At 34.0% G+C, this 23,093-nt stretch carries 17 protein-coding genes; 14 read left to right on the top strand and 3 right to left on the bottom strand.

The window, feature by feature from the left end; all coding sequences use genetic code 11:
• Positions 1 to 50 precede the first annotated feature (50 nt).
• Complete coding sequence (locus tag CHB80_RS09125) at positions 51 to 917, top strand: N-acetylglucosamine kinase (protein ID WP_089371135.1); 867 nt, start codon at positions 51 to 53, stop codon at positions 915 to 917.
• 178 nt (positions 918 to 1,095) lie between these two features.
• Here the strand turns inward: CHB80_RS09125 and CHB80_RS09120 are convergent, their stop codons facing one another.
• Both CHB80_RS09120 and CHB80_RS09115 read right to left on the bottom strand, forming a co-directional pair.
• Positions 1,096 to 1,476, bottom strand: coding sequence for a Rid family detoxifying hydrolase (locus CHB80_RS09120; protein ID WP_089371134.1), 381 nt, complete (start codon positions 1,474 to 1,476; stop codon positions 1,096 to 1,098).
• Between the two features lie 88 nt (positions 1,477 to 1,564).
• Positions 1,565 to 4,399, bottom strand: a complete 2,835-nt coding sequence (locus CHB80_RS09115; RefSeq protein ID WP_244905568.1) for a putative LPS assembly protein LptD — start codon at positions 4,397 to 4,399, stop codon at positions 1,565 to 1,567.
• Between the two features lie 108 nt (positions 4,400 to 4,507).
• Here CHB80_RS09115 and CHB80_RS09110 point away from each other — a divergent pair, with 108 nt between their 5' ends.
• The 11 genes from CHB80_RS09110 (at position 4,508) to bshA (ending at position 16,596) form a co-directional block, all read left to right on the top strand.
• Entirely contained in the window at positions 4,508 to 5,626 is a 1,119-nt protein-coding gene (locus tag CHB80_RS09110; RefSeq protein WP_089371133.1) for an N-acetylmuramoyl-L-alanine amidase family protein, read from the top strand.
• Between the two features lie 62 nt (positions 5,627 to 5,688).
• Entirely contained in the window at positions 5,689 to 6,639 is a 951-nt protein-coding gene (locus CHB80_RS09105) for an MlaD family protein (RefSeq protein ID WP_089371132.1), read from the top strand.
• A gap of 21 nt (positions 6,640 to 6,660) precedes the next feature.
• Entirely contained in the window at positions 6,661 to 7,995 is a 1,335-nt protein-coding gene (locus CHB80_RS09100) for a (Fe-S)-binding protein (protein ID WP_089371131.1), read from the top strand.
• Positions 7,985 to 8,314 (top strand): hypothetical protein, encoded by a 330-nt coding sequence (locus CHB80_RS09095; RefSeq protein WP_089371130.1) that lies wholly within the window; start codon positions 7,985 to 7,987, stop codon positions 8,312 to 8,314. The genes CHB80_RS09100 and CHB80_RS09095 overlap by 11 nt, the downstream gene beginning before the upstream one ends.
• Positions 8,315 to 8,329: 15 nt before the next feature.
• Entirely contained in the window at positions 8,330 to 8,764 is a 435-nt protein-coding gene (locus CHB80_RS09090; RefSeq protein WP_089371129.1) for an LNS2 domain-containing protein, read from the top strand.
• A 106-nt stretch (positions 8,765 to 8,870) separates the two neighbouring features.
• Positions 8,871 to 9,662, top strand: a complete 792-nt coding sequence (locus CHB80_RS09085) for a (Fe-S)-binding protein (protein WP_089371332.1) — start codon at positions 8,871 to 8,873, stop codon at positions 9,660 to 9,662.
• 169 nt (positions 9,663 to 9,831) lie between these two features.
• A complete protein-coding gene (locus CHB80_RS09080) occupies positions 9,832 to 10,320 on the top strand; it encodes an ABC transporter ATPase (protein ID WP_089371128.1) in 489 nt (162 codons plus the stop codon).
• 27 nt (positions 10,321 to 10,347) lie between these two features.
• A complete protein-coding gene (locus tag CHB80_RS09075) occupies positions 10,348 to 10,926 on the top strand; it encodes a Crp/Fnr family transcriptional regulator (RefSeq protein WP_089371127.1) in 579 nt (192 codons plus the stop codon).
• 101 nt (positions 10,927 to 11,027) lie between these two features.
• Complete coding sequence (locus tag CHB80_RS09070; protein WP_089371126.1) at positions 11,028 to 12,161, top strand: DJ-1/PfpI family protein; 1,134 nt, start codon at positions 11,028 to 11,030, stop codon at positions 12,159 to 12,161.
• Positions 12,162 to 12,510: 349 nt separating this feature from the next.
• Positions 12,511 to 15,432: a glycoside hydrolase family 3 N-terminal domain-containing protein gene (locus CHB80_RS09065; protein WP_089371125.1), complete on the top strand. Its 2,922-nt coding sequence runs from the start codon at positions 12,511 to 12,513 to the stop codon at positions 15,430 to 15,432.
• A gap of 33 nt (positions 15,433 to 15,465) precedes the next feature.
• Positions 15,466 to 16,596 carry an N-acetyl-alpha-D-glucosaminyl L-malate synthase BshA gene (gene bshA, locus CHB80_RS09060; RefSeq protein ID WP_089371124.1) on the top strand — a complete coding sequence of 377 codons (1,131 nt, stop codon included), beginning with the start codon at positions 15,466 to 15,468 and terminating at the stop codon, positions 16,594 to 16,596.
• Positions 16,597 to 16,663: 67 nt separating this feature from the next.
• Here bshA and CHB80_RS09055 read toward each other — a convergent pair whose 3' ends face one another.
• Entirely contained in the window at positions 16,664 to 17,155 is a 492-nt protein-coding gene (locus tag CHB80_RS09055; RefSeq protein ID WP_089371123.1) for a hypothetical protein, read from the bottom strand.
• An 84-nt stretch (positions 17,156 to 17,239) separates the two neighbouring features.
• Between CHB80_RS09055 and CHB80_RS09050 the strand changes: the two genes are divergently transcribed.
• Positions 17,240 to 20,161: an FAD-binding and (Fe-S)-binding domain-containing protein gene (locus CHB80_RS09050; RefSeq protein WP_089371122.1), complete on the top strand. Its 2,922-nt coding sequence runs from the start codon at positions 17,240 to 17,242 to the stop codon at positions 20,159 to 20,161.
• A 153-nt stretch (positions 20,162 to 20,314) separates the two neighbouring features.
• The gene (locus CHB80_RS09045) at positions 20,315 to 22,894 is read left to right on the top strand and encodes a phosphoenolpyruvate carboxylase (RefSeq protein WP_089371121.1); all 2,580 of its coding nucleotides are present in this window, start codon (positions 20,315 to 20,317) and stop codon (positions 22,892 to 22,894) included.
• Positions 22,895 to 23,093: the final 199 nt, after the last annotated feature.

Genomic DNA, 23,093 nt, shown 5'->3' with positions numbered 1-23,093 from the left:
GATTATAAAGATCCATATAGGAAAACGATCTGAATAAGTACTCAAACTATATGATTTTAGTAGTTGATAGTGGATCTACCAAAACTGATTGGATTGCTCTTAGTGATGAGGGTACTATGCTATTCCAAACACAAACGTTAGGACTGAATCCGCAAGTATTATCACAAGAGATATTAACAGAGCGTATAGTTAATAATTTTGAATTATATAAGCATAGAAATGAGGTAAGTCGCCTTTATTTTTATGGAGCCGGGTGTGGTGTAGCAAAACCTCGTAAACTAATTAAAGAAGTTTTTGAAGACTTTTTTAAAGAAGCTCATGAGATTATCATAAAGGAAGATACCTATGCCGCTTTATACGCTACTACAGATACAGAACAAGCTGAAAAAGCTATTGTATGTATTTTAGGAACAGGGTCTAACTGTAGTTATTTTAATGGAAAAGAAATCGAGCAAAAAGTAATTTCTTTAGGTTACATCCTCATGGATGATGCAAGTGGGAATTATTTTGGAAGACAATTATTAAGGGATTATAAGTTTAATAATATCCCTACAGATTTGTCTACTAAATTTGAAAATGCATATGATTTAAGTTCTGAGAATATTAAAAACCACCTTTATAAGAATCCAAATCCAAATACATATTTAGCAACTTTTGCGCGCTTTTTAATTGAAAATAAAGATCATTCATATTGTCAAGAATTGATTAAAAAAGGACTCTCTTTATTTATTGAAAATCAAATTTTTCAATATCCAGATGCTAAAGAAGTGCCTATTCATTTTGTAGGATCTATTGCATTCTATCTCAAAAAGGAACTTAGGATGTTATTAGACACGTACGGATTAAGAGAAGGAAAAATATTAAAACGTCCTATAGATGGACTTGTATTGCATCATAAAGATCATATTCTTTACTAATAGTATGTAATTAAGAAATAAATGCATTTTTGTATTTATACTAGGTGTTAAAAAAAATCCCATTCTTGAAAATAGAGTGGGATTTTTTAGTGTCAATTTTATTTTAAAATTTCTCTTTTGTTGTATTGAGAAAGTTTATAAGTATTTTTCACTCAAAATGAGATAGGTAGTTTTTACCTTACTTAATAGCAATTACAGAAATCTCTACATTTACGTATTTAGGAAGGTTTGCTACTTCTACAGTTTCTCTAGCGGGTGCCGTATCATCATCAAAATATGATCCGTATACTTCATTAATAGCAGCAAAATCATTCATTTTATTGACAAAAATGGTTGCTTTCACAACATTTTCAAATGTCATATCTGCTGCAGCTAGAACAGCCTCTAGATTTTGCATTACGAGTGTTGTTTCTCCTTTGATAGGGCCTTTATAAAGCGCTCCAGTTTTTGGATCTATAGCAATTTGTCCAGAAGTATATAAAGTGTTTCCGGATAGTACAGCTTGATTATATGGTCCAATAGGAGCAGGTGCATTAGGTGTAGAAATTATTTTTTTCATAGTACTATTTCGCGTAAGCGGAATTTTTATAATTAATGTATGTATTGTAGTTGTTTGGATAAGGTTTTATTATCGTAAAGATACTAAATTACAGACGCTCATCTGGAGCTCTACGCTTATCATACTTAATATCACTGAGTAGGTTTCCTTTAATTCCTATAAAGAAATTCCATGATGATCTCGTACTAAACGGTACCCAGTTAAAACGTAAGTTCCAACTTTCTAAATCTCTACCAAATTGCAATGAGGTAAATGTAAATCCAGGATTGGCTAGGTCATATCCAGAAGACCCACCAACGGTCCAGCGCTTTCCTAGTTCTACATCTCCACTAAAAACAAGAGAGTGAGAACCAATATCATTTTGTCTAGCACTATTTACATAACTTACCTCGTAGGAGACTCTTAAATTCCAAGGGATTTTAAAGTTATAAAACTCGACCTCTTGTTCTTCTTGATCTTCATCATCTTCTGGGAGTCCATTACTATTTCCAGTAATATCTACACCGCCACCAAATAGGTTATCGGGTCTTCCCCCAGCAGCAAATGTTTGATTTTGGGATCGATTTGTATTCCTGTCTTTACCATTGCCAAAATCTCTACTAGAAAAGTTATATCCAAAATTTGCACGTGCTCCGGTAACCCTAAAAAGACTTCCGCCATTATTGATATTAAGCCTATTAATACGCCTATTATTGCTATTTAAAGCATATATGTCTAAAGAAGCACTAAAGTTAATTTCTAATTTGTTCTCAATTATTGGAATAGCACCACTCACAGAGATAGGAGCTAATCTTAAACTATCTGCTGTAATATTATAGGAAGTTCTAAAGTTTAGATTTCGTAATAGGGTAATTTTTTTATACTCTTCGGTCGCAGCAGTGTCTTTATCCCTGACTTTTGCTTCTACAACATTACTTAAACCTAGAGATACAGCAGCACTTTCTCGATTGCTTGGAGCACCTAGTAAACTTCCTTCAAAACGAGAAAACTCTACTTCATCTGTAAGGTCTGTAGCAGTGGGGTCATTAGGATCAGGACGTAAGAATGTATCGAAAAACTGATCAAAAGCAGGCGTATAACTAATCCCTATATTAGGGCGTACAACGTGCCGTATAGATTCTATTTTCCCTCCCTCTTTAAATGGGAAAATACCATAAATAGTTGTTCCTAAACTAGCGCTTGTACCGTAGGTTCTGTAAGAATCAATCCCATTGATGGTATCTCTTACTACTTCTCCAAGGTCTTCATCATAGGATTGATCAATGGTTCTGAAAACAGTGTTTTCTGTATAATTAGCTCCTAAAGTTGCGCTTATAAATTTTGCAATTTTGAAATTGGTAGAAATAGGAATAGTTTGTTGTATACTTGAACGACCATCTCTAAACATCTCTGATGTAAAGAACAGACTGTCTGTAGTTACATATTGATTATTAGCTCTTAAAGAGTAATTAAAGTTGATGTTTTGTATGATTCCTTTCTTAGAACCACTTTTCGGTGCAAATGGAAATATACGATCTACATTTACTTGAGCAGATGGAAGCGTAAGGTTAATTACTTCTGTTTGCGAGTTTTGAGAGTGTGTTGCAGCTACAGTAACATTGACAGGAGTTTTTCCAGGAAATGTACGAGAATACGATACCGAAGAACTAAAGTTATTTGTCAAGAAATTACCTGTATTACTTTGGTTAAGTGACTGTTGAAAGAAATCACTACTTCCCAAGTTTACAGAAGCCGAAAATCTACTATTTGGACTAGCCTTCGAATCTTGACTATGATTCCATCGTATATTATACGTATTTCTCTCGGAGAAGTCTGGAAGCCCTCGTTCACTCGCTAAGATTTTCTCAAAATTAAAACTTAATCTACCATTAAATTTATAACGTAGTCTATAATCGGAGTCAGCTCGTAATGCATAACTTCCATTGGTATAGTAATCTCCAGTAATAGCAAGATTGTAATAATCGCTAAGTGCAAAATAATACCCTCCATTTTGCAAGAAATATCCTCTTTGTCTCGTTTCTCCAGGGCTAGGGATAATAAATCCAGAAACACTTTGTTGTTTGTCTAACGGAAAGAAAGCAAATGGTAATCCAATAGGAGTGGGGACATCAGCAATGTACATATTAGTAAGTCCCGTAACGAGTTTTTGTCCTGGGACAAATTTTACTTTACGTGCATAAAAATAGTATTCTGGATCATCCAGATTCTTACTAGTTGTAATTTTTACATTACTCATAAAAACCACAGAGTCATTTACACGCTTACTAATTTCAGATTTTAAATTGATTTCTTGTCCTCCTGCACCTTCTACTCTAGAACCATAAATTAATGCTTTCTCTGAGTCAAAATTAAATATGATAGAATCAGGCATGACCTCATTGAGGCCTTGTTTAAAAACAGGAGCTTGTGTATAAACCCCGCTAGAATCTTTAATCCCTTTTGCAAATACAGTATTCTTTTGATAATCTAGAATGATCTCTCCAGCATTTATTTGTATATCCTCATAGATTACTTCTGCTTCGTTGTATAAGAATATTTTTTTCTTACTTCTGCTTATACGCTCATAATCGGTTGCTTTGTAGGCTACTTTATCGGTAAGAGGTTCTTTTTTAACTTTTACAGAGTCGGTACGTACTGTATCCCTTACAGTAAATGTGGTGTCTTTAAGGGTTTGCTTTCGCGAAAGCGCACCCAGATCCTGTTCAATTGCCTTTGCATCAATAGAATCATTCTTAGTTGCAGGTATGGCATTATTGTTGGATGGGAACTCCTGTGCTGTCATTAAAAATGGACAAAGCAAGAAAAGGCAAATGAGTAAAGAAAGGTGTACAGTTTTTGTTTGCAATGCGATTAATCCTATTTTTGTGTAACAAGCATCATTTAAAGTGCCAAAATTACATATATTTTTCGGGTTGAAACCCAAATCTTGTAATTTTGAAAATAACCAGTAAACAATTTACGTTAGATAAAGTATATTCTATGTAATAATACGGCTAACTAACGCTTAAAAGATTAGATTTTGATAAAAAGGATGCGTAATTTGATTTCATTTAGTATTTATTTAACGCTACTCTTGAGTTTTGTTAATGTAAATGCGACTTCTTTAACACAAACACCCTCTAAAAAAAAGTTCAAAGTAGTACTTGATGCTGGTCATGGAGGTAAAGATCATGGAAAACCTGCTAAAGTTGGATCTCCAGAAAAAGATATTGCTCTTAAAATTGTATTAGCATTAGGAAAAGAGCTTGAGAAGAATAAAGATATAGAAGTGATATATACACGAAAGACAGATATCTTTATAGATTTACACGAAAGAGGTAAAATTGCAAATAAAGCCGAAGCAGATTTATTCATATCAGTACACTGTAATGCACATACCTCACAAGCATATGGAGCCGAAACATATGTCTTAGGATTACATCGTAATGCAACCAATCTTAATGTGGCTAAGGCAGAAAACGCTGTGGTTTTTTTAGAAGAGAACTATGAAGAAACATATGCTCAATACGATTTGAATTCTCCCGAGTCAGCTATAGGCCTAGAATTAATGCAAGAAGAATTTTTAGATCAGAGCGTATTTTTAGCCTCACTTGTACAAGATAATTTTAGAGAAAAGCTAAAACGCAAAGATAGAAGTGTAAAGCAAGCAGGGTTTATTGTATTACATCAGACGGTGATGCCAAGTATACTTGTTGAAACAGGCTTTATAACAAATACGAAGGAAAGGAAATACCTTAACTCTTCCAAAGGACAACAATCCCTTGCAAAATCAATTGCATCTGCGGTAAACGCCTATAAATTGAAAGTGTTTAGTTACATAGATAACGAGGCCATAGCAAATGGAGAGACTATTGTTACTGAAGTTAAAAATGAAGAACCCGACAAAATTGTTGAGGGAGTTACGTTTAAAGTACAACTAGCGGCTAGCGGACGAAAATTAGAAACAAAACCTTATAATTTTAAAGGATTGCGAGATATTTCAAGGTTGAAAAAGGGAGGGATTTATAAATACTTTTATGGCGCTACTTCAAATTATACAGAAATAAAAAGAAAATTAGAAGAGGCTAAAGCAAAAGGGTATTCTACAGCATTTATAGTTTCATTTGAGAAGAATAATATTCAAGTTCCATTAAAGCAAGTGTTAAATTAATAGTTTCTTAAAGCTAGAGTACTTATTAAATTCCTACATTTGTTTCTTGTATAAAACACTATATGCTTAAAATTTCTAAAGAAGTCAGAACGGGAATACTAGCAATCATTGCATTGGTGATTGTTATTGGAGGCTATAACTATCTTAAAGGCCAGAATTTATTAGATAAAAACAGAAATTTTTATGCCTTATATGACAATGTAGAAGGTCTTACACCTGGAGCTAATGTCACTATAAATGGATTAACCGTTGGGAAAGTGATTTCTATTAAGTTTGCTGATAAAACTGGGAAGCTAAAAGTCCACTTTGATGTAGTAAGTGATTTTGAGTTTTCTAATAAAAGTATCGCAAAAGTATATGGTATTGGTTTTATAAGTGGTAAAAACCTTGCTATTGTTCCTAGTTATGATGGACCATTAGCTAAAGATGGCGATATACTTCCTTCAGAAATTGACAATGGTATTATGGAGCTTGTTACTGAGCGTTTAGAGCCATTACAAGCTGTTATTGAATCTGCAATTAATGATACAGACTCTCTTGTGAAATCTGTAAATACAGTGTTAGACAAAAATACACAGAAGGATTTAAAAGATGCCATTGCAAATTTTTCTGCTATTTCTAGAGAATTAAAAACGACATCACAATCTGTAAATGGGCTTTTAGCAGAGAATAAAGAGAAGCTAAATGGTACAATTTCTAATTTTGAAGAGATTTCAACCAATTTTGTAAAGCTATCTGATTCACTTTCTCAAGTAGATATAGGTGCTTTAGTATCAAATTTTGAAAACTTGGCGGCAGATTTTGAAGGAATCGCAAATAATCTTAAATCTGGACAAGGAACGGCTGGAAAGCTTTTGCAGGATGATCAAGTTTATGTAAATTTGGAGCGTACCACTAAGCAGATGGAATTATTGTTAGAGGATATGCGATTAAATCCTAAACGATATGTACATTTCTCTCTGTTTGGCAAAAAACCAAAGGAGTATAATCCGCCTAAAGATTCGTTACGTTAGGTGGAATACTAACTAACGATTATGCAATACATACCTAACATTCTATTTTTAATAATCCTTGTTCTAGGGATTGGTTTTTTTACAAAAAACATCAAGAAGTTATTTCGTAATATCAAACTTGGAAAAGACATTGATAGAACAGATAATAAACCATTACGTTGGCGTAATATGGCGAAAATTGCTTTAGGGCAATACAAAATGGTAAAACGTCCAGTTTCTGGAATACTGCATGTTGTTGTATATGTTGGGTTTATTATTATTAATATAGAAGTATTAGAGATTATTATAGATGGTCTTTTCGGAACACATAGGATCTTTGGTTTCTTAGGAGGATTTTATGATTTCTTAATTGGTAGTTTTGAAATATTAGCATTTCTAGTATTTGTATCTGTCATTATATTCTGGATTCGTCGTAATGTAATACGCCTAAAACGTTTCTTAAATCCAGAAATGAAAGGATGGCCTAAAATGGATGGAAACCTAATCCTTTATTTTGAAATGGTATTAATGACACTTTTCTTAGTCATGAATGCTGCCGATTTACAATTACAAACGATAGGAGCAGACCATTATGCATCTCAAGGAGGTTTAGTAGGTGCTTTTCCTATTAGTCAATATATAGCTCCTTTATTTGAAGGGATGTCAGCATCATCACTTATTATTATTGAACGTAGTGCATGGTGGGTACATATTGTAGGAATTTTAGTATTCTTAAATTATCTATACTATTCTAAACATTTACATATTTTATTAGCTTTTCCTAATACATGGTATGCAAAACTTAAACCTAAAGGAGAGTTTAATAATCTTGATTCAGTAACCAAGGAAGTAATGCTAATGATGGATCCTAATGCAGATCCATTTGCAGCACCTGCAGAAGAAGAGGGTGATCCTGAAAAATTTGGAGCTAGTGATGTACTAGATCTAAACTGGGTACAACTTATGAACTCTTATAGTTGTACAGAATGTGGTCGCTGTACAAGTGAATGTCCAGCAAATCAAACAGGAAAAAAATTATCTCCACGTAAGATTATGATGGATACACGTGATCGTTTGGAGACAGTAAGTAAAAATATAGATCAGAATGGAACCTTTCAACCAGATGGAAAACAACTTTTAGATGATCATATAAGTAAAGAAGAATTATGGGCGTGTACAACCTGTAATGCTTGCGTAGAAGCGTGCCCTATTGGAATTGATCCATTAAGCATTATTTTAGATATGCGTCGCTATATGGTAATGGAAGAAAGTGCAGCACCTAGTGATCTTAATAATGCGATGACTAATATAGAAAATAACGGGGCTCCATGGCCATTTAATCAAATGGATAGAGCCAATTGGATAAATGAAAGCTAAACAAATTGTCATACTATTTTTTTTATGCTTTCCTTTTATAGTGAGCGCACAACGTAGTTGGAGAAAAGATAGTTTGCAATTTAAAGTCTATACAAGAGTATATTTTAATAAACAACAACAAATAGATTCGGTAAAAGTACAAAAGATAACCTGTGATTATTGTTCTCAAAAACAAGTATTAGCACTATCTGAAGAAGCATTATTCCGAACAAGAATGGATCTTAATAATCCTAATTTGAAAAAAACAGGAGTCCACGTACAGGCTCATTATATACGAATAAGTAAAAAAGATTTTCAATCAATCAATAACAATCAATAACAATTAATCTAAGAGATGAAAAAGGAAGACGTAGAAAAATTATTAAGTGAAAAGTTAGAAGATGGAGAACACGTAAGTCCAGTGTTGCCAGAAGGAATGAAAAATTATCTCATAGATATAGACGGAACTATTTGTGACGATATTCCTAATGAAGAGCCAGAACGTATGCTTACAGCACAAGTATATCCAGATGCTTTAAAAACATTAAATAACTGGTACGATCAAGGACATATTATTTGCTTTTTTACTTCTCGTACAGAAGAACATAGAGGATATACAGAAACGTGGTTAAAACAACACGGATTTAAATATCACAGTCTATTAATGGGAAAACCTAGAGGAGGAAATTACCATTGGATAGATAACCATTTAGTAAAAGCGACTAGATACAAAGGGAAATTTACAGAATTAGTAGACAAAGAAGTTACCATTCAAGTTTTTGAAGATTAAATGATAATAATTTCGCTTTCGCGAAATCAAACTTGTGAGACCTGCCTGCCGGCAAGCAGTTTTACAACCACAAGGAGAGCGAAGCGTTAAAGCAGAAACACACACTATGAGTGAACCACTAAGAGTACCTACCATGGCCGAATATATGGCTCAAGGCAAACAACCAGAAGTTTTATTTTGGGTTGGATGTTCAGGTAGTTTTGATGATAGAGCAAAAAAAATAACAAAAGCATTTGCTCGTATTTTAAATAAAGCCAATGTTGATTTTGCAGTATTAGGAGCAGAAGAAAGTTGTACGGGAGACCCAGCTAAACGAGCTGGAAATGAGTTTCTTTTCCAAATGCAAGCTGTTATGAATATCGAGGTTCTTAATGGATATGAAGTTAAGAAAATTGTAACAGCATGCCCACATTGTTTTAATACCATCAAGAATGAATATCCTTCATTAGGGGGAAATTATGAAGTAGTACATCATACACAGTTTTTAAAATCATTACTAGAAGATGGTCGTCTCAAAGTAGAAGGAGGTAAGTTTAAAGGAAAACGAATCACTTTTCACGATCCATGTTATTTAGGTAGAGCAAATAATGTCTATGAAGCACCGCGTGATTTATTACGTAAACTAGAAGTGGAACTTGTAGAAATGCGTAAATGTAAAACGAATGGCCTTTGTTGTGGAGCTGGAGGAGCACAAATGTTTAAAGAACCAGAACCTGGTAATAAAGATGTAAATGTAGAGCGTACAGAGCAGGCTTTAGAAGTAAAACCAGATATTATCGCAGCAGGTTGTCCTTTTTGTAATACAATGATGACAGATGGTGTGAAGAATAAGGAAAAAGAAGATAGTATTGAAGTATTAGATGTTGCAGAAATGATTGCTTCTGCAGACGAATTATAACTTTAATAAATTTATATGAAACCTTCCAATAGAAAAAAAAGATTTTCTATCATCGATTTTATTTCTATCCCTGGTGGGCTTGTTATCGTAATTGTCATAATCAGACTTCTATATCGTTATTTTAAGTACGATTCATTTAGTCTGTTTTAAAATAGAAACACTCTAGTATATGCTAGCAGATTTTAATACACTTCCTACTCAATCTAGAGTATGGATATATCAAAGTGACACGAAATTTACAGAAGATCAAGTAACACAGTTACGTAAAGATCTTACTACATTTCTCACCTCTTGGACAGCCCATGGCGCTAGTCTTCAAGCAGGGTTTGAGATAAAATATAATAGATTTATCATTATTGCATTAGATCAATCACAAGCATCTGCTAGTGGATGTTCCATAGATAGTCAAGTTCGTTTTATTCAAGCAATACAGGAAGATCTTGGTGTTGATTTACTAGATAAAATGAATGTCACGTATTATCAAAATGATCGTATTCATTACAAACCTCTTGTTGATTTCAAGAAAATGGCTAAGGATGGAGCAATAGGTAAAAAAACAGTAGTTTTTAATAACCTAGTGACTAATCTAGAAGAATATCTTCATCATTGGGAAGTACCAGCCATTGAAAGTTGGCACAGTCGTTTTTTAAGAAAGTAAAATTATTTTGGATACTATAGATCAAGAATGTTTGAGGAAATTTTAAAACATATTGAAGAGGTTATCCAATTAGATCCTACAGAAATAGAACGTTTCACCTCTGTCCTTGTTCGTAAAAAATTAAGAAAAAGACAATTCCTTATTCAAGAAGGTGATACTGTTTCGTATGAATACTTTGTAGCAAAAGGATGTTTAAAAGCTTATGAAATTGATGATAATGGAGATGAGCATATTATTCAATTTGCAAAAGAAAATTGGTGGATAAGTGATTTTAAAGCTTTTTTTGAAGAAGGAAAAGCAACATTAAATATAGATTGTATTGAAGAGTCTATAGTATATGGAATAGAAAAACAAGACTTAGAAAATCTATTTCTTGACATTCCGAAATTTGATCGTTTTTTTAGGATAAAACTCACTTCTGCTTTTGTAGCCCTTCAAAATAGAATATTATCTTCCTTAGATAAATCTACTAGTGAACGCTATTTAGATTTTCTCACCGCATATCCAAATCTAGAACAAAGAATACCTAATTATATGATAGCAAACTATTTAGGTGTTAAGCCAGAAAGCCTATCTAGGATAAGAAAGACCATCGTTAAGGGATGATCTTAACATACATCAATATTTTTTCATAACATACGTCAACGATCTTACGTACAGTCCTATCGCATCTTTGCCATGTAATTAATCATAAAACATTCAAAAAGATGAAAAATTTAAATGTACTTATCGTAACAACGTCTCATAATCAATTAGGTAACACAGGAGAAAAGACTGGAGTTTGGCTAGAAGAATTAGCGGGACCTTATTATCAATATGTAGATCAAGGAGCTTCAGTGACTATTGTTTCTGTAAAAGGAGGAGATGTTCCATTAGACCCTAAAAGTGAATTAGAAGAATGGCAAACAGCATTTACTAGAAGATTCACAAAAGATCAAAACGCACTAGCTTCTATTAGAAATACTAAAAGTATCACTGAGATAAATCCATCAGAATATGATATTTTATTTTTTCCAGGAGGTCATGGTCCAATGTGGGATTTAGGTGATAATGATACTATCGCTAGATTGATACTTGATTTTAATAAAAAAGAGAAGCCTATTGGTTTGGTGTGTCATGGAGTTGTAGCTTTAAAAGGAGTGAAAACTACAAATGGAAATCCTTTTTCAAAAGGAAAACGACTTACTTCTTTTACTAATACAGAAGAAGATGCTGTTGGTTTGAGTGATGTAGTTCCATTCTTATTGGAGGATGCTTTAATCGAAGAAGGAGCTATTTATATTAAAGAAGAAGATTGGTCTAACTTTGTCGTTGTAGATGGAAATTTAGTTACCGGACAAAACCCACAATCTTCTGTTTCAGCTGCTCAAAAAACAATTGTATTAGCATCTAGTATAGATATTGAAGAAAGAGAAACGATTGCAACAGCATTTTTTAACGCATATAAAAATCAAGATATTGATGCAGCTGTTGCTTTAGCAAGTGAAAAAGGAACGTTTAGATATATACCATTAGGAGAAAATGGAAAAGGAAAAATAAAAGGAACTGAAGGAAACACATGGCAAGGAGTCGCTTCTGCATTGATCAATTCTTTTCCAGATCTGTCAAATGATATTAAAAATATTTCTATAGATAATCAAGGAAATGCTATAGTTCAGGTTTTCATAAGCGGTACGCAAGACAAAGAAATCTTAGGGATTCCGAGTAAAGGCAAGTACTATAATGTGGAGCATTTATTTATAGTAAACATCAATGATCAAGGATTGATAGAAGAGATTACATGCTATTGGGATAATTGGGATTGGTTTCAGCAAATAGGCTATCATCCTAGTCAATTGTAATGCAAACCGAAATGCCTATTATAAAAAAGAACGACCTCTCACAAGAAGTCGTTCTTTTTTATGGGGTACATTTTTTGATCTCTTTTGTCATCAATGATTTAAATCAATATAATTATTACCTGCAGAAATACTTTTTTAACACATTTGACGCTATAATCTATGGTTAATAATATTTTGTTAACTTTTTATACGCTTTCGCGAAAGCGTATACAATCTTAGTAAATTCGTAATACAAGCTGTGTTTTAACACTCAGTTTGTATGACACCCAACTTACTTCTTAATGGCATTATTATTGTTTTTAAAGAGGCGAGTAGTAATTAATGAGTCGTTTTTAATAGTTCTTGATATATGCAGTTTAGGAAATACCTTTTCTTACTTAGTTTTTTGTACATCCCTTTTGTTGCTATAGCGCAACAATCATATCCTCTTTATACAAATGATATCGAAGCCCAACGTACATGGGTAGATAGCGTGTATACTGCAATGACAGTAGAGCAACGTATTGGGCAGTTGTTTATGGTAGATGTTTTTTCTAGTGACCCAAAAGCAAAAGTAGATAAGATTCGCGCTCTTATCAAAGAACAACACATAGGAGGGATTATTTTTTCTAAAGGTGGTCCCATGCGACAAGCCAAATTGAATAATGAGTTTCAAGAGTTAGCTAAAACACCATTATTAATTGGAATGGACGCAGAATGGGGGTTGTCTATGCGATTAGATAGTACTTATGCTTTTCCTTGGAATATGACCTTAGGTGCTATACAAGATAACCGTATTGTTAAAGATGTAGGAGCGCGCGTAGGAGAGCATTGTAAGCGATTAGGAGTGCATATTAATTTTGGGCCTGTTGTAGATATTAATGTAAACCCAGCAAATCCAATTATAGGAAACAGATCTTTTGGAGAAGATAAGGTAAATGTTACCGAGAAAGCAATAGCCTTTTTAGAAGGTATGCACAGTACAGGTGTTTTAGGAAGTGCAAAACACTTTCCTGGCCATGGAGATACAGATCAAGACAGTCATAAAACGCTACCCACATTAGACTTTACTTTAGATCGTCTCAAAAATATAGAGATGTATCCTTATAAACCCATTATAGAAGCAGGAGTTGCGAGTGTAATGGTAGCACATTTAAATGTCCCTAACCTTGTTCCAGAAGATGGATATCCTACTTCTATCTCACCCACTGTGGTGACAAGTGTTTTGAAAGATAGTTTGCAATTTCACGGTTTGATCTTTACAGATGCCCTTAATATGAAAGGCGCTTCTAATTTTAAAGAACCAGGCGAAATAGATCTTGCAGCTTTTAAAGCAGGAAATGACATTCTTCTTATAAGTAATGATGTACCGTCGGCCGCCTTAAAAATTAAGGCAGCACTTGAAAGTAATGAGATCACAGAAGAGCGTTTGGCACATTCTGTAAAAAAGATTCTGTATGCAAAATATAAGGTAGGCCTTTCTAATTATAAGCCAGTAGAAACAGAAAACTTAGTGGCAGATTTAAATACAACAGTAGATGATATCGTTTATAGTGCTGCTATAGAGAATGCGCTTACCATTACAAAAAACGGAAAATCAATTCTTCCTGTTAAGAATCTAGATAATAAGAAAATAGCGTATGTATCCTTAGGAGATGATTCCGGTAATCACTTCTTAAAAGAGATGCGTAAATATACCAATGTGTCTCATGTAAAAGCAAATACACTAGATGAAATGATCACAAAACTTAAAAAATATAATTATGTGATTGTTGGATTTCATAGATCTAATGCCAATCCATGGAAATCTTATGCCTTTACAGACAAAGAGAAAACGTGGCTGTATGAAATAGCACGTACTAATGATGTGGTATTGGACCTTTTTGTGCGTCCATACGCAATGTTAGACTTATTGTCTACTACCAATATAGAAGCCATTGTACATAGTTATCAAAATAGTAAGATTTCACAAGAGAAAAGCGCACAACTTATTTTTGGAGCAATTCCTAGTAAAGGAAAACTTCCAGTTTCTTTAAAAGAAACAAAAGCAGGTTCAGGATTTGAATCTGGAACTTTACGTAGACTCTCTTATGGAATCCCCGAAGAAGTAGGAATAAGCTCAGATAGTTTGAATAAGAAAGTAGATGCTTTGGTTCGTTCTGGTATTACACAAGCTATGATGCCTGGAGCACAAGTACTGATTGCTCGTAAAGGGAAAGTAATTTACAATAAGAGTTTTGGATATCATACGTATAATAAAAAACGACGCGTACGTCCTGATGATGTGTATGATGTTGCATCTATGACTAAAATTTTAGCTTCTTTACCATTACTAATGGAATTACGAAGCCAAGGATCAATCACGCTAGACGATACCTTAGGAGAATTGATTCCAGAATTAAAAGGAACTAATAAATCTAATATCACCTTACGTAAAGCATTATCGCATTATGCACGTTTTAAAGCATGGATTCCTTTTTATCTAGCTACTTTGGATACGGTTACAAAAAAACCTTCTCAAGAGTACTATAGAAAAGCGTATTCAAAAGATTTTAATATTAAAGTAGCAGATGAGTTATACTTGAGAAGTGACTATACAGATTCTATCATAAAACGCATTGGAGAAAGTGATTTAAGAGAACGTCTTTCTTATAAGTATAGTGATTTACCATACTATTTAATAAAGAAGTTTTTAGAAGATTACTATGGGAAAGATCTAAATAAACTTACATCAGAACGTTTTTATAGTTCATTAGGCGCTAATAGAACTGGTTATAAGCCATTAGATCGTTTCTCTAAAAAATCGATTGTGCCTTCAGAAAATGATACGTATTGGCGTAATCAAAGAGTACAAGGATACGTACATGATATGGGAGCAGCAATGCAAAGTAACATTGGAGGACATGCGGGACTCTTTAGTAATGCTAATGATGTTGCGAAACTCATGCAGATGTACCTCCAAAATGGATATTATGGAGGGAAACGATATATCTCTAAAGAAACCATAGAAGAATTTAATACCTGTACGTATTGTGATAAGAATGTGCGACGAGGCGTAGGTTTTGATAAACCTCAATTATCAGGAAGCGGTCCTACCTGTGGTTGTGTTTCGATGACCAGTTTTGGACATAGCGGATTTACAGGAACCTATACATGGGCAGATCCAGAACAAGATCTTGTGTACGTATTTTTATCAAATCGCACTTTTCCTACAATGGAAAATCGTAAATTAGTCATGTCGGGATTACGTACTAGAATTCAAGAGGCGATTTATGAATCTATTATTGACTAGTACGCTTTCGCGAAAGCAAAAAAAGAAGACTACATGAAAATTGCTATAGTTTGTTATCCTACGTTTGGAGGTAGTGGCGTTGTCGCTACAGAATTAGGAATAGCGCTCTCAAAAAGAGGACATGAAGTCCACTTTATCACCTATAAACAACCTGTAAGGTTAGCATTGCTAAATGAGAAAATTCATTTTCATGAAGTAAATGTGCCTGACTATCCATTATTTCATTACCAACCATATGAACTAGCACTTTCTAGTAAATTGGTGCGCATCATAAAAAAACAAGGTATTGATATCTTGCATGTGCATTATGCAATACCACATGCTTATGCAGGGTATATGGCCAAGGAAATGCTTAAAGAAGAAGGAATTCATATCCCTATGGTAACGACCTTACATGGTACGGATATTACACTGGTTGGAAGTCATCCTTTTTATCGCCCAGCCGTAAGCTTTAGTATCAATAAAAGTGATGTAGTAACTTCGGTTTCTGAAAGTCTAAAACAAGACACATTGCGTCTTTTTGACATTACAAGACATATAGATGTAGTTCCTAACTTTATTGATGTAGATGGTTCTAATAATGGCTTTACTGATTGCCAAAGAGAATTGATGGCAAATGAAGATGAACGTATTATTACCCATATAAGTAATTTTAGAAAAGTAAAACGTATTCAAGACGTTATCGAAGTCTTTTATAGAGTACAACTAGAATTACCTGCAAAATTACTGATGGTGGGAGAAGGACCTGAAAGAGAAGGAGCAGAGCAACGAGTGAAAGAACTAGGGATAGAAGATAAAGTTCGTTTTCTAGGTAATAGTAATGAGATTGATAAGATATTGTGCTTCTCAGATCTTTTCTTATTGCCTTCTGAAGCAGAGAGTTTTGGATTAGCAGCATTAGAAGCAATGGTAAATGAAGTTCCTGTGGTTTCTAGTAAAGCAGGAGGAATTCCAGAAGTAAATATAGATGGCGTTACTGGATATCTTTCTAACGTTGGAAATATAGCAGATATGGCACAAAATGCGATCCGTATCCTACAAGATGATGATACACTAAATACATTTAAAAAGAATGCCAAGCGAGAAGCAAGAAAGTTTGATATACAAAATATCGTACCATTGTATGAAGAGTTGTATGAAAAGGTATTAGTAGGGAAAGTTTAATTCTCTAGTTATAAAACACATAAAAAAACCGAGACATATGCCTCGGTTTTTTATACATTTTTTCTAATTAAAATTGATATCGAATACTAAGCGCAATATCAAACTCTAAGCTATCATCTATATCATTAAGTATTCCTATTTCAGGTCTAAAATCCAATGATAGTAATAAGGGAATATCAAAATTGTATTCTATACCAATCGTTCCTGCAGCATTCACAAAAAGCTCATCTAAATCTCTATTTCCTACAAAACGATCTTCAAAATCAAAAGATCCAACTGCGGCTCCTACACCAGCATACCAATTAAAGTTACCATCCAGATTCCATACCCATTGGTATAGTCCAGTAAGACGTATCGCATCAAAATTGGTAGCACTACGCCATCCAAGTCCTAATTCTAAACGATTACTATCTCCTAATGCACGTTGATAATTAACCTCTGTTCCAAATCCATCGTTATCTCCTACGCGAATACCTATGGCATTGGGAGAAATTTCTTGAGCTTGAACCATAGCTGCAAATCCTAAAAATAATAAGAAACTAAAAAGCGTCTTCTTCATAAAGTTGAGTTTTAAATTGATATTAGTTTGTCTTCTTCATATAACGTAGGATACACCATAAAATTTTGATGTATTTTTGATTATATGGATATTCTCTTTAAACAATTATCGCGCCAACTTTCAGGAGAACTTCATACAGACGCGTTGCATTTGCATATGTATGCAACAGACGCATCGGTATATAGAAAAGTTCCTCAAGCAGTAGCGTACCCAAGAGATACGAGAGATATACAGCGTTTGGTTCTTTTTGCCTCAAAAAATAATATTACCCTCATTCCTCGTACCGCGGGAACCTCTCTGGCTGGACAATGTGTAGGAGATGGTATTGTAGTAGATGTTTCTAAACATTTTACAGATATTATTCATCTAGATGTAGCAAAACAACAAGTAACCGTACAACCAGGAGTAATACGAGATCAATTAAATGAATATTTAAAACCACACGGATTATTTTTTGGACCCAATACCTCTACAGCAAATAGATGTATGATAGGAGGAATGGTTGGTAACAATTCCTCAGGAACTACTTCTATAAAATATGGAGTAACCCGAGATAAAGTGATTCGATTAAAAACAGTTCTCAGTGATGGGAGTGAAGTGGTATTTGAATCTTTATCTGACACCCGTTTTCGCGAAAAATGCCAATTAACCACTCTAGAAGGGAGTATCTATAAAACACTAAAAGAAACACTTTCAGTACCTGAAATACAACACCAAATTCGTGAAGAATTTCCTAAACCCGAAATACATAGACGCAATACAGGGTATGCTATAGATGCGCTTATACATCAACAACCATTTACAGAAGATGGAAGCCTATTTAATCTCTGCTCTTTATTGGCAGGTAGTGAAGGGACACTTGCATTTACCACAGAGATTACACTTCAGTTAGATGAATTACCTCCAGCTCATGGAGTTCTTGTTGCCGCTCATTTTGAAACCCTTCAAGAATGTCTAAAAGCAGTCTCACTTACCATGAATCATGACTTATATACGTGTGAGATGATGGATAAGGTAATTCTAGACTGCACAAAAAATAATAGAACACAATTAAAGAATAGATTTTTTATAGAAGGAGATCCTGCTGCTATTCTTACCCTAGAAGTTCGAGATACCACTATTGAAAAAGCTCGGCTACAAGCAAATGCTTTAGTAAATGATATCGAAGCTTCTGGTCTTTCTTATGCCTACCCAATATTAGAAGGGAAGCAAATAGACCAAGCGATGGAACTTCGTAAAGCTGGTTTGGGCTTATTGGGAAACATTATAGGTGATCGAAAGGCAGTGGCTTGTATAGAGGATACTGCAGTTGCACTTGAAGATTTAGCAGCTTATATAGATGACTTTACAGAAATCATGGATGATTATGAACAAGAAGCAGTCTATTATGCACATGCAGGAGCAGGAGAGTTGCATTTGCGACCTATCTTAAATTTAAAAAAAGCTGAAGATGTTGTTTTATTTAGAAAAATTACAACAGATGTTGCCAAACTAGTCAAAAGCTATCAAGGCTCTATGAGTGGAGAACATGGTGATGGTATTGTACGCTCTGAGTTTATTGCCTATATGATAGGAGAAAAGAACTATGAACTCCTAAGGAAAATCAAATACACATTTGATCCACAGTCTATATTTAATAAAGGTAAAATCATTGATCCACTACCTATGGATACGTCTTTACGTTATGAAATAGATAGAGAAGAACCTGAAATAACAACACTTTTTAATTTTGATGATCAAGAAGGTATTTTACGATCTGCAGAAAAATGTAATGGAAGTGGGGATTGCCGTAAGCTTCCCAGTGCTGGCGGAACGATGTGTCCTAGTTATAGAGCCACTCGTAATGAAAAAGATACCACAAGAGCAAGAGCCAATGCTTTACGAGAGTTTTTAACAACATCAGAAAAATCAAACCCTTTTGATCATGAAGAACTCAAAGAAGTATTTGATCTCTGTGTGAGTTGTAAAGCTTGTGCTAGCGAATGTCCTAGTAATGTAGATGTGGCAACATTAAAAGCAGAATTTGAATATCAATATCAAAAGTCACATACAATTAGTTTGCGAACTAAACTTTTTACAAATACAACACAAGTAAATCGTATTGCCGCAGAAGCGCCATGGTTATATAATAGTTTATTACCTATTTTTTCATCTTTAATAAAACCTATTTTTAAAATAGCAAAACAAAGATCATTACCTAAGTTAGATTTATTTACTGATTCGATTTTTAGTTCTTCAAAGATTCTACCTTATGCAAAGAATGTGAAGAAACCAGAAAAGAAAGTGTTGCTTTTTGTAGATGAGTTTACAGAATATATCGATGGATCTATAGGAAAAGATACCTTCGAATTACTTTTAAGATTAGGATATGAAGTAGAATGTATTCAAGGTTTAGAAAGTGGGCGAGCCTATATTTCAAAAGGGTTTTTAGATCATGCGAAAGGAGCTACAAATAAAACAGTAGCTAAATTAAGAAATCGAGTTTCAGAAAATACAGTTTGTGTTGGTATAGAGCCTTCAGCAATATTGACGTTCAGAGATGAATATCTGCGACTTGCTAATGATATAGAAGGGGCAAAACGCCTTGCTAAACACTCTTATACAATTGAAGAATTTTTACATCAAGAAATCAAATTAGGAAATATTAGTCCTGAGCAATTTTCCGCGGAAGCGAAAACACTTAAAATCCATGCTCATTGCCATCAAAAAGCGTTATCATCTGTTGAACATACATTTGCAATACTCAACCTTCCTGTGAATTATACGCCTACGATTATTCCTTCAGGTTGTTGTGGAATGGCAGGTAGTTTTGGATATGAAAAAGAACATTATGAAGTGAGTATGCAGATGGGAGAACAAACCTTATTTCCTGCAATTCGTAAAGCAGATGATACGGTTATTATAGCTGCCAATGGCACAAGTTGTAGACATCAAATTAAAGATGGAACAAAGCGCATAGCATTACATCCAGTCACGATCTTAAAGCAAGCCTTGCTTATTGAATAAATACGGGATACAGAATATGTATTTTAAACGCTTTTTTTTGAAGTTTTAGCAATTAGAAACCGAATAAAAGTATTATTCGTAAAAAGAAGAGATTCACTATTTAAATTGCGCATCCTTTAGTAATTTTAAAGTTGCTTTAAAAATACATTAGCTATGTCAATTCAACCCAAAATCACACGATTTACTCAAAATGTGCTGTCTAAATATCAGATTTACAATAGTATATTTATGACATTACCCTTTGATGCTGTTACAAAAACGGGTGCTTTATTGCCCTTGTTTCATGAGACCTGTCAAAAAGGATTTGAAAAAGGTGATAACCCAACAACTATTGTCGAAACATTTTTTGAAAAATACCAAGCTAGACGTTCTCCAGAGAGTCAAATTAATCTATTATTTCGTTTTATTCAATATATAGAACGTCAAGTCGTATTGTTTGATGCAATAGAAGATGCCGCTTTCGCGAAAGTGAATAATATGGACGGAATTGGAACCTTGCGTAGTTTAAAGGAAGCAGTTGTTGCAGATAATAAATTAGAAACGCTCCAAAAGTACCTAGAGGAGTTTAAAGTGCGTATAGTATTAACCGCACATCCAACACAATTCTACCCAGGATCAGTACTAGGTATTATTACAGATTTGACCGAAGCTATTAAAGAAAATGATTTACTACGTATCAATGATCTATTGGCGCAATTAGGAAAAACACCATTCTTTAAACATAAAAAGCCAACTCCTTATGATGAGGCAGTGAGTTTAATTTGGTATTTAGAAAATGTATTCTATAGATCCTTTGGGACGATATATGATTATATCCAACAAAATATATTTGATGGAAAACATATTGACAATGACATCATTAATGTGGGTTTCTGGCCAGGCGGAGATCGTGATGGAAATCCATTTGTAACTCCAGAGATTACTTTAAAAGTTGCACAACGATTACGAGAAACTATTATTAAAAATTATTATAGAGATGTAAGACGTCTTAAGAGAAAGCTATCTTTTAAAGGAGTGGAAGATCGAATTACTGCTCTGGAAAGAGCTTTGTATAATGCGATTATACATCAAGAGGATGAAATTACACTTCAGCATTTTACGTCTGAATTGCAAGGGATTAAAGAAATACTAATTTCAGAACATCAATCTTTGTATGTGTCTGAAGTAAATAGCCTTTTAAATAGAGTGCATTTATTTGGTTTTCATTTTTCTACCCTAGATATCCGACAGGATAGCCGTAAGCATGATCAGTTTTTTAATGACATGGTGAATGCCTCCATAGAAGGTGGTAGTGATTTATTCCCTAAGAATTATCATGAGTTATCTGAAAAAGAACAGATTGGTATCCTCTCAAAAGTAAAAGGGAAAGTAGACTTGTCTTGGATAAAAGATGAAGAAACGCTGAAGGCACTTCATACGATGAAAGCTATTAAAACCATTCAAGAAACAAATGGCGAGCAAGCTGCCAATCGATATATTATTAGTAATAATCAGACGACACTTAATGTAATGCAGTTGTTTGCGATGCTGAAACTAGTAGCATTTCAAGACAAACTTACAATAGATATTGGACCATTATTCGAAACGATTACCGATTTAGAGAATGCACCTGCTGTAATGGAAGAGCTTTATACGAATCCTGAATATGCTGCTCATTTAAAATCAAGAGGCAATAGACAAACCATTATGTTAGGCTTTAGTGATGGAACAAAAGATGGGGGATACCTCATGGCAAACTGGGCAATTTACAAAGCCAAAGAAAATCTAACTGCTATTTCTAGAAAATATGATGTAACGGTTATCTTTTTTGATGGACGTGGTGGCCCACCTGCTAGAGGAGGAGGGAAGACACATAATTTTTATGCTTCTTTAGGACCAACTATAGAAGATAAAGAAGTGCAGTTAACCATTCAAGGACAAACCATTAGTTCTAATTTTGGAACCCTAGAATCCTCACAATATAATTTAGAACAGTTGATCAGTTCTGGGATTTATAACAGCTTAAGCGAAGTAAACCTCAGTATGCTTCCAGAGAATAGAGAAGTTATGAATGAGCTTGCTAAGTTAAGTTATGAGGCATATAGCGCGTTTAAAGCACATCCAAAGTTCATTTCCTACTTAGAGCATATGAGTACGCTTAAGTATTATGCAAAAACAAATATTGGAAGTCGTCCTTCCAAGCGTGGAAAATCAGAAGGTTTAGTATTTGGAGATTTACGAGCCATTCCTTTTGTAGGATCTTGGAGTCAATTAAAACAGAATGTCCCAGGCTTTTTTGGAGTGGGAACAGCATTAAAGCATTATGAAGATAAAGGCGAATTTGATAAAGTGCAACAGTTATTTAAGACGTCTAGCTTCTTTAAAACACTTATAGAAAATAGTATGATGTCATTGTCTAAGTCTTTCTTTGATTTGACCAAGTATATGTCTGAAGATCCAGAATATGGTGCATTTTGGAATGTCATTTATAAAGAGTATGAAACCTCAAAACGTCTTATTTTAAAGCTTACGGGTTATGAAAAATTAATGGAGGAAGAACCTGCTGGAAGAGCTTCTATTGCAATGCGAGAATCTATTGTATTACCATTATTGACGATTCAACAGTACGCGCTTAAGAAAATTCAAGAATTAGAAAAAGCACCAGTACGAGACGAAGCGCAGATTGCTATTTTTGAAAAAATAGTCACCCGTTCTTTATTTGGTAATATCAATGCGAGTCGTAATTCGGCTTGATGTAGGGTATTTTATACATGCTCTATACGCTTTCGCGAAAGCGTATATATCTATACTTTTCGTCAAACTTTCACATCATAGTTGTTAATTAAGATGATGAGATTCCGAAATAAATTCGGAATAAACTTAGCAGAAATGCGAAAGCATATAAAATGTAAAAACCTCAAAGCTTGGGATGCTTTGAGGTTTCTTTTTTTAG

This window comes from Dokdonia pacifica, from assembly GCF_900188275.1.
Taxonomy (GTDB): Bacteria; Bacteroidota; Bacteroidia; order Flavobacteriales; family Flavobacteriaceae; genus Dokdonia; species Dokdonia pacifica.
Note: the sequence above shows the minus strand (reverse complement) of the source record. Positions and strands in the feature narration are given on the sequence as shown.

Coding starts and splice junctions, on each gene's coding strand:
- CHB80_RS09055 (WP_089371123.1), bottom strand. CDS start 17,155: ATGAAGAAGACGCTTTTTAGTTTCTTATTATTTTTAGGATTTGCAGCT.
- CHB80_RS09085 (WP_089371332.1), top strand. CDS start 8,871: ATGAGTGAACCACTAAGAGTACCTACCATGGCCGAATATATGGCTCAA.
- CHB80_RS09110 (WP_089371133.1), top strand. CDS start 4,508: ATGCGTAATTTGATTTCATTTAGTATTTATTTAACGCTACTCTTGAGT.
- CHB80_RS09095 (WP_089371130.1), top strand. CDS start 7,985: ATGAAAGCTAAACAAATTGTCATACTATTTTTTTTATGCTTTCCTTTT.
- CHB80_RS09075 (WP_089371127.1), top strand. CDS start 10,348: ATGTTTGAGGAAATTTTAAAACATATTGAAGAGGTTATCCAATTAGAT.
- CHB80_RS09125 (WP_089371135.1), top strand. CDS start 51: ATGATTTTAGTAGTTGATAGTGGATCTACCAAAACTGATTGGATTGCT.
- CHB80_RS09120 (WP_089371134.1), bottom strand. CDS start 1,476: ATGAAAAAAATAATTTCTACACCTAATGCACCTGCTCCTATTGGACCA.
- bshA (WP_089371124.1), top strand. CDS start 15,466: ATGAAAATTGCTATAGTTTGTTATCCTACGTTTGGAGGTAGTGGCGTT.
- CHB80_RS09080 (WP_089371128.1), top strand. CDS start 9,832: ATGCTAGCAGATTTTAATACACTTCCTACTCAATCTAGAGTATGGATA.
- CHB80_RS09070 (WP_089371126.1), top strand. CDS start 11,028: ATGAAAAATTTAAATGTACTTATCGTAACAACGTCTCATAATCAATTA.
- CHB80_RS09050 (WP_089371122.1), top strand. CDS start 17,240: ATGGATATTCTCTTTAAACAATTATCGCGCCAACTTTCAGGAGAACTT.
- CHB80_RS09105 (WP_089371132.1), top strand. CDS start 5,689: ATGCTTAAAATTTCTAAAGAAGTCAGAACGGGAATACTAGCAATCATT.
- CHB80_RS09090 (WP_089371129.1), top strand. CDS start 8,330: ATGAAAAAGGAAGACGTAGAAAAATTATTAAGTGAAAAGTTAGAAGAT.
- CHB80_RS09045 (WP_089371121.1), top strand. CDS start 20,315: ATGTCAATTCAACCCAAAATCACACGATTTACTCAAAATGTGCTGTCT.
- CHB80_RS09065 (WP_089371125.1), top strand. CDS start 12,511: ATGCAGTTTAGGAAATACCTTTTCTTACTTAGTTTTTTGTACATCCCT.
- CHB80_RS09100 (WP_089371131.1), top strand. CDS start 6,661: ATGCAATACATACCTAACATTCTATTTTTAATAATCCTTGTTCTAGGG.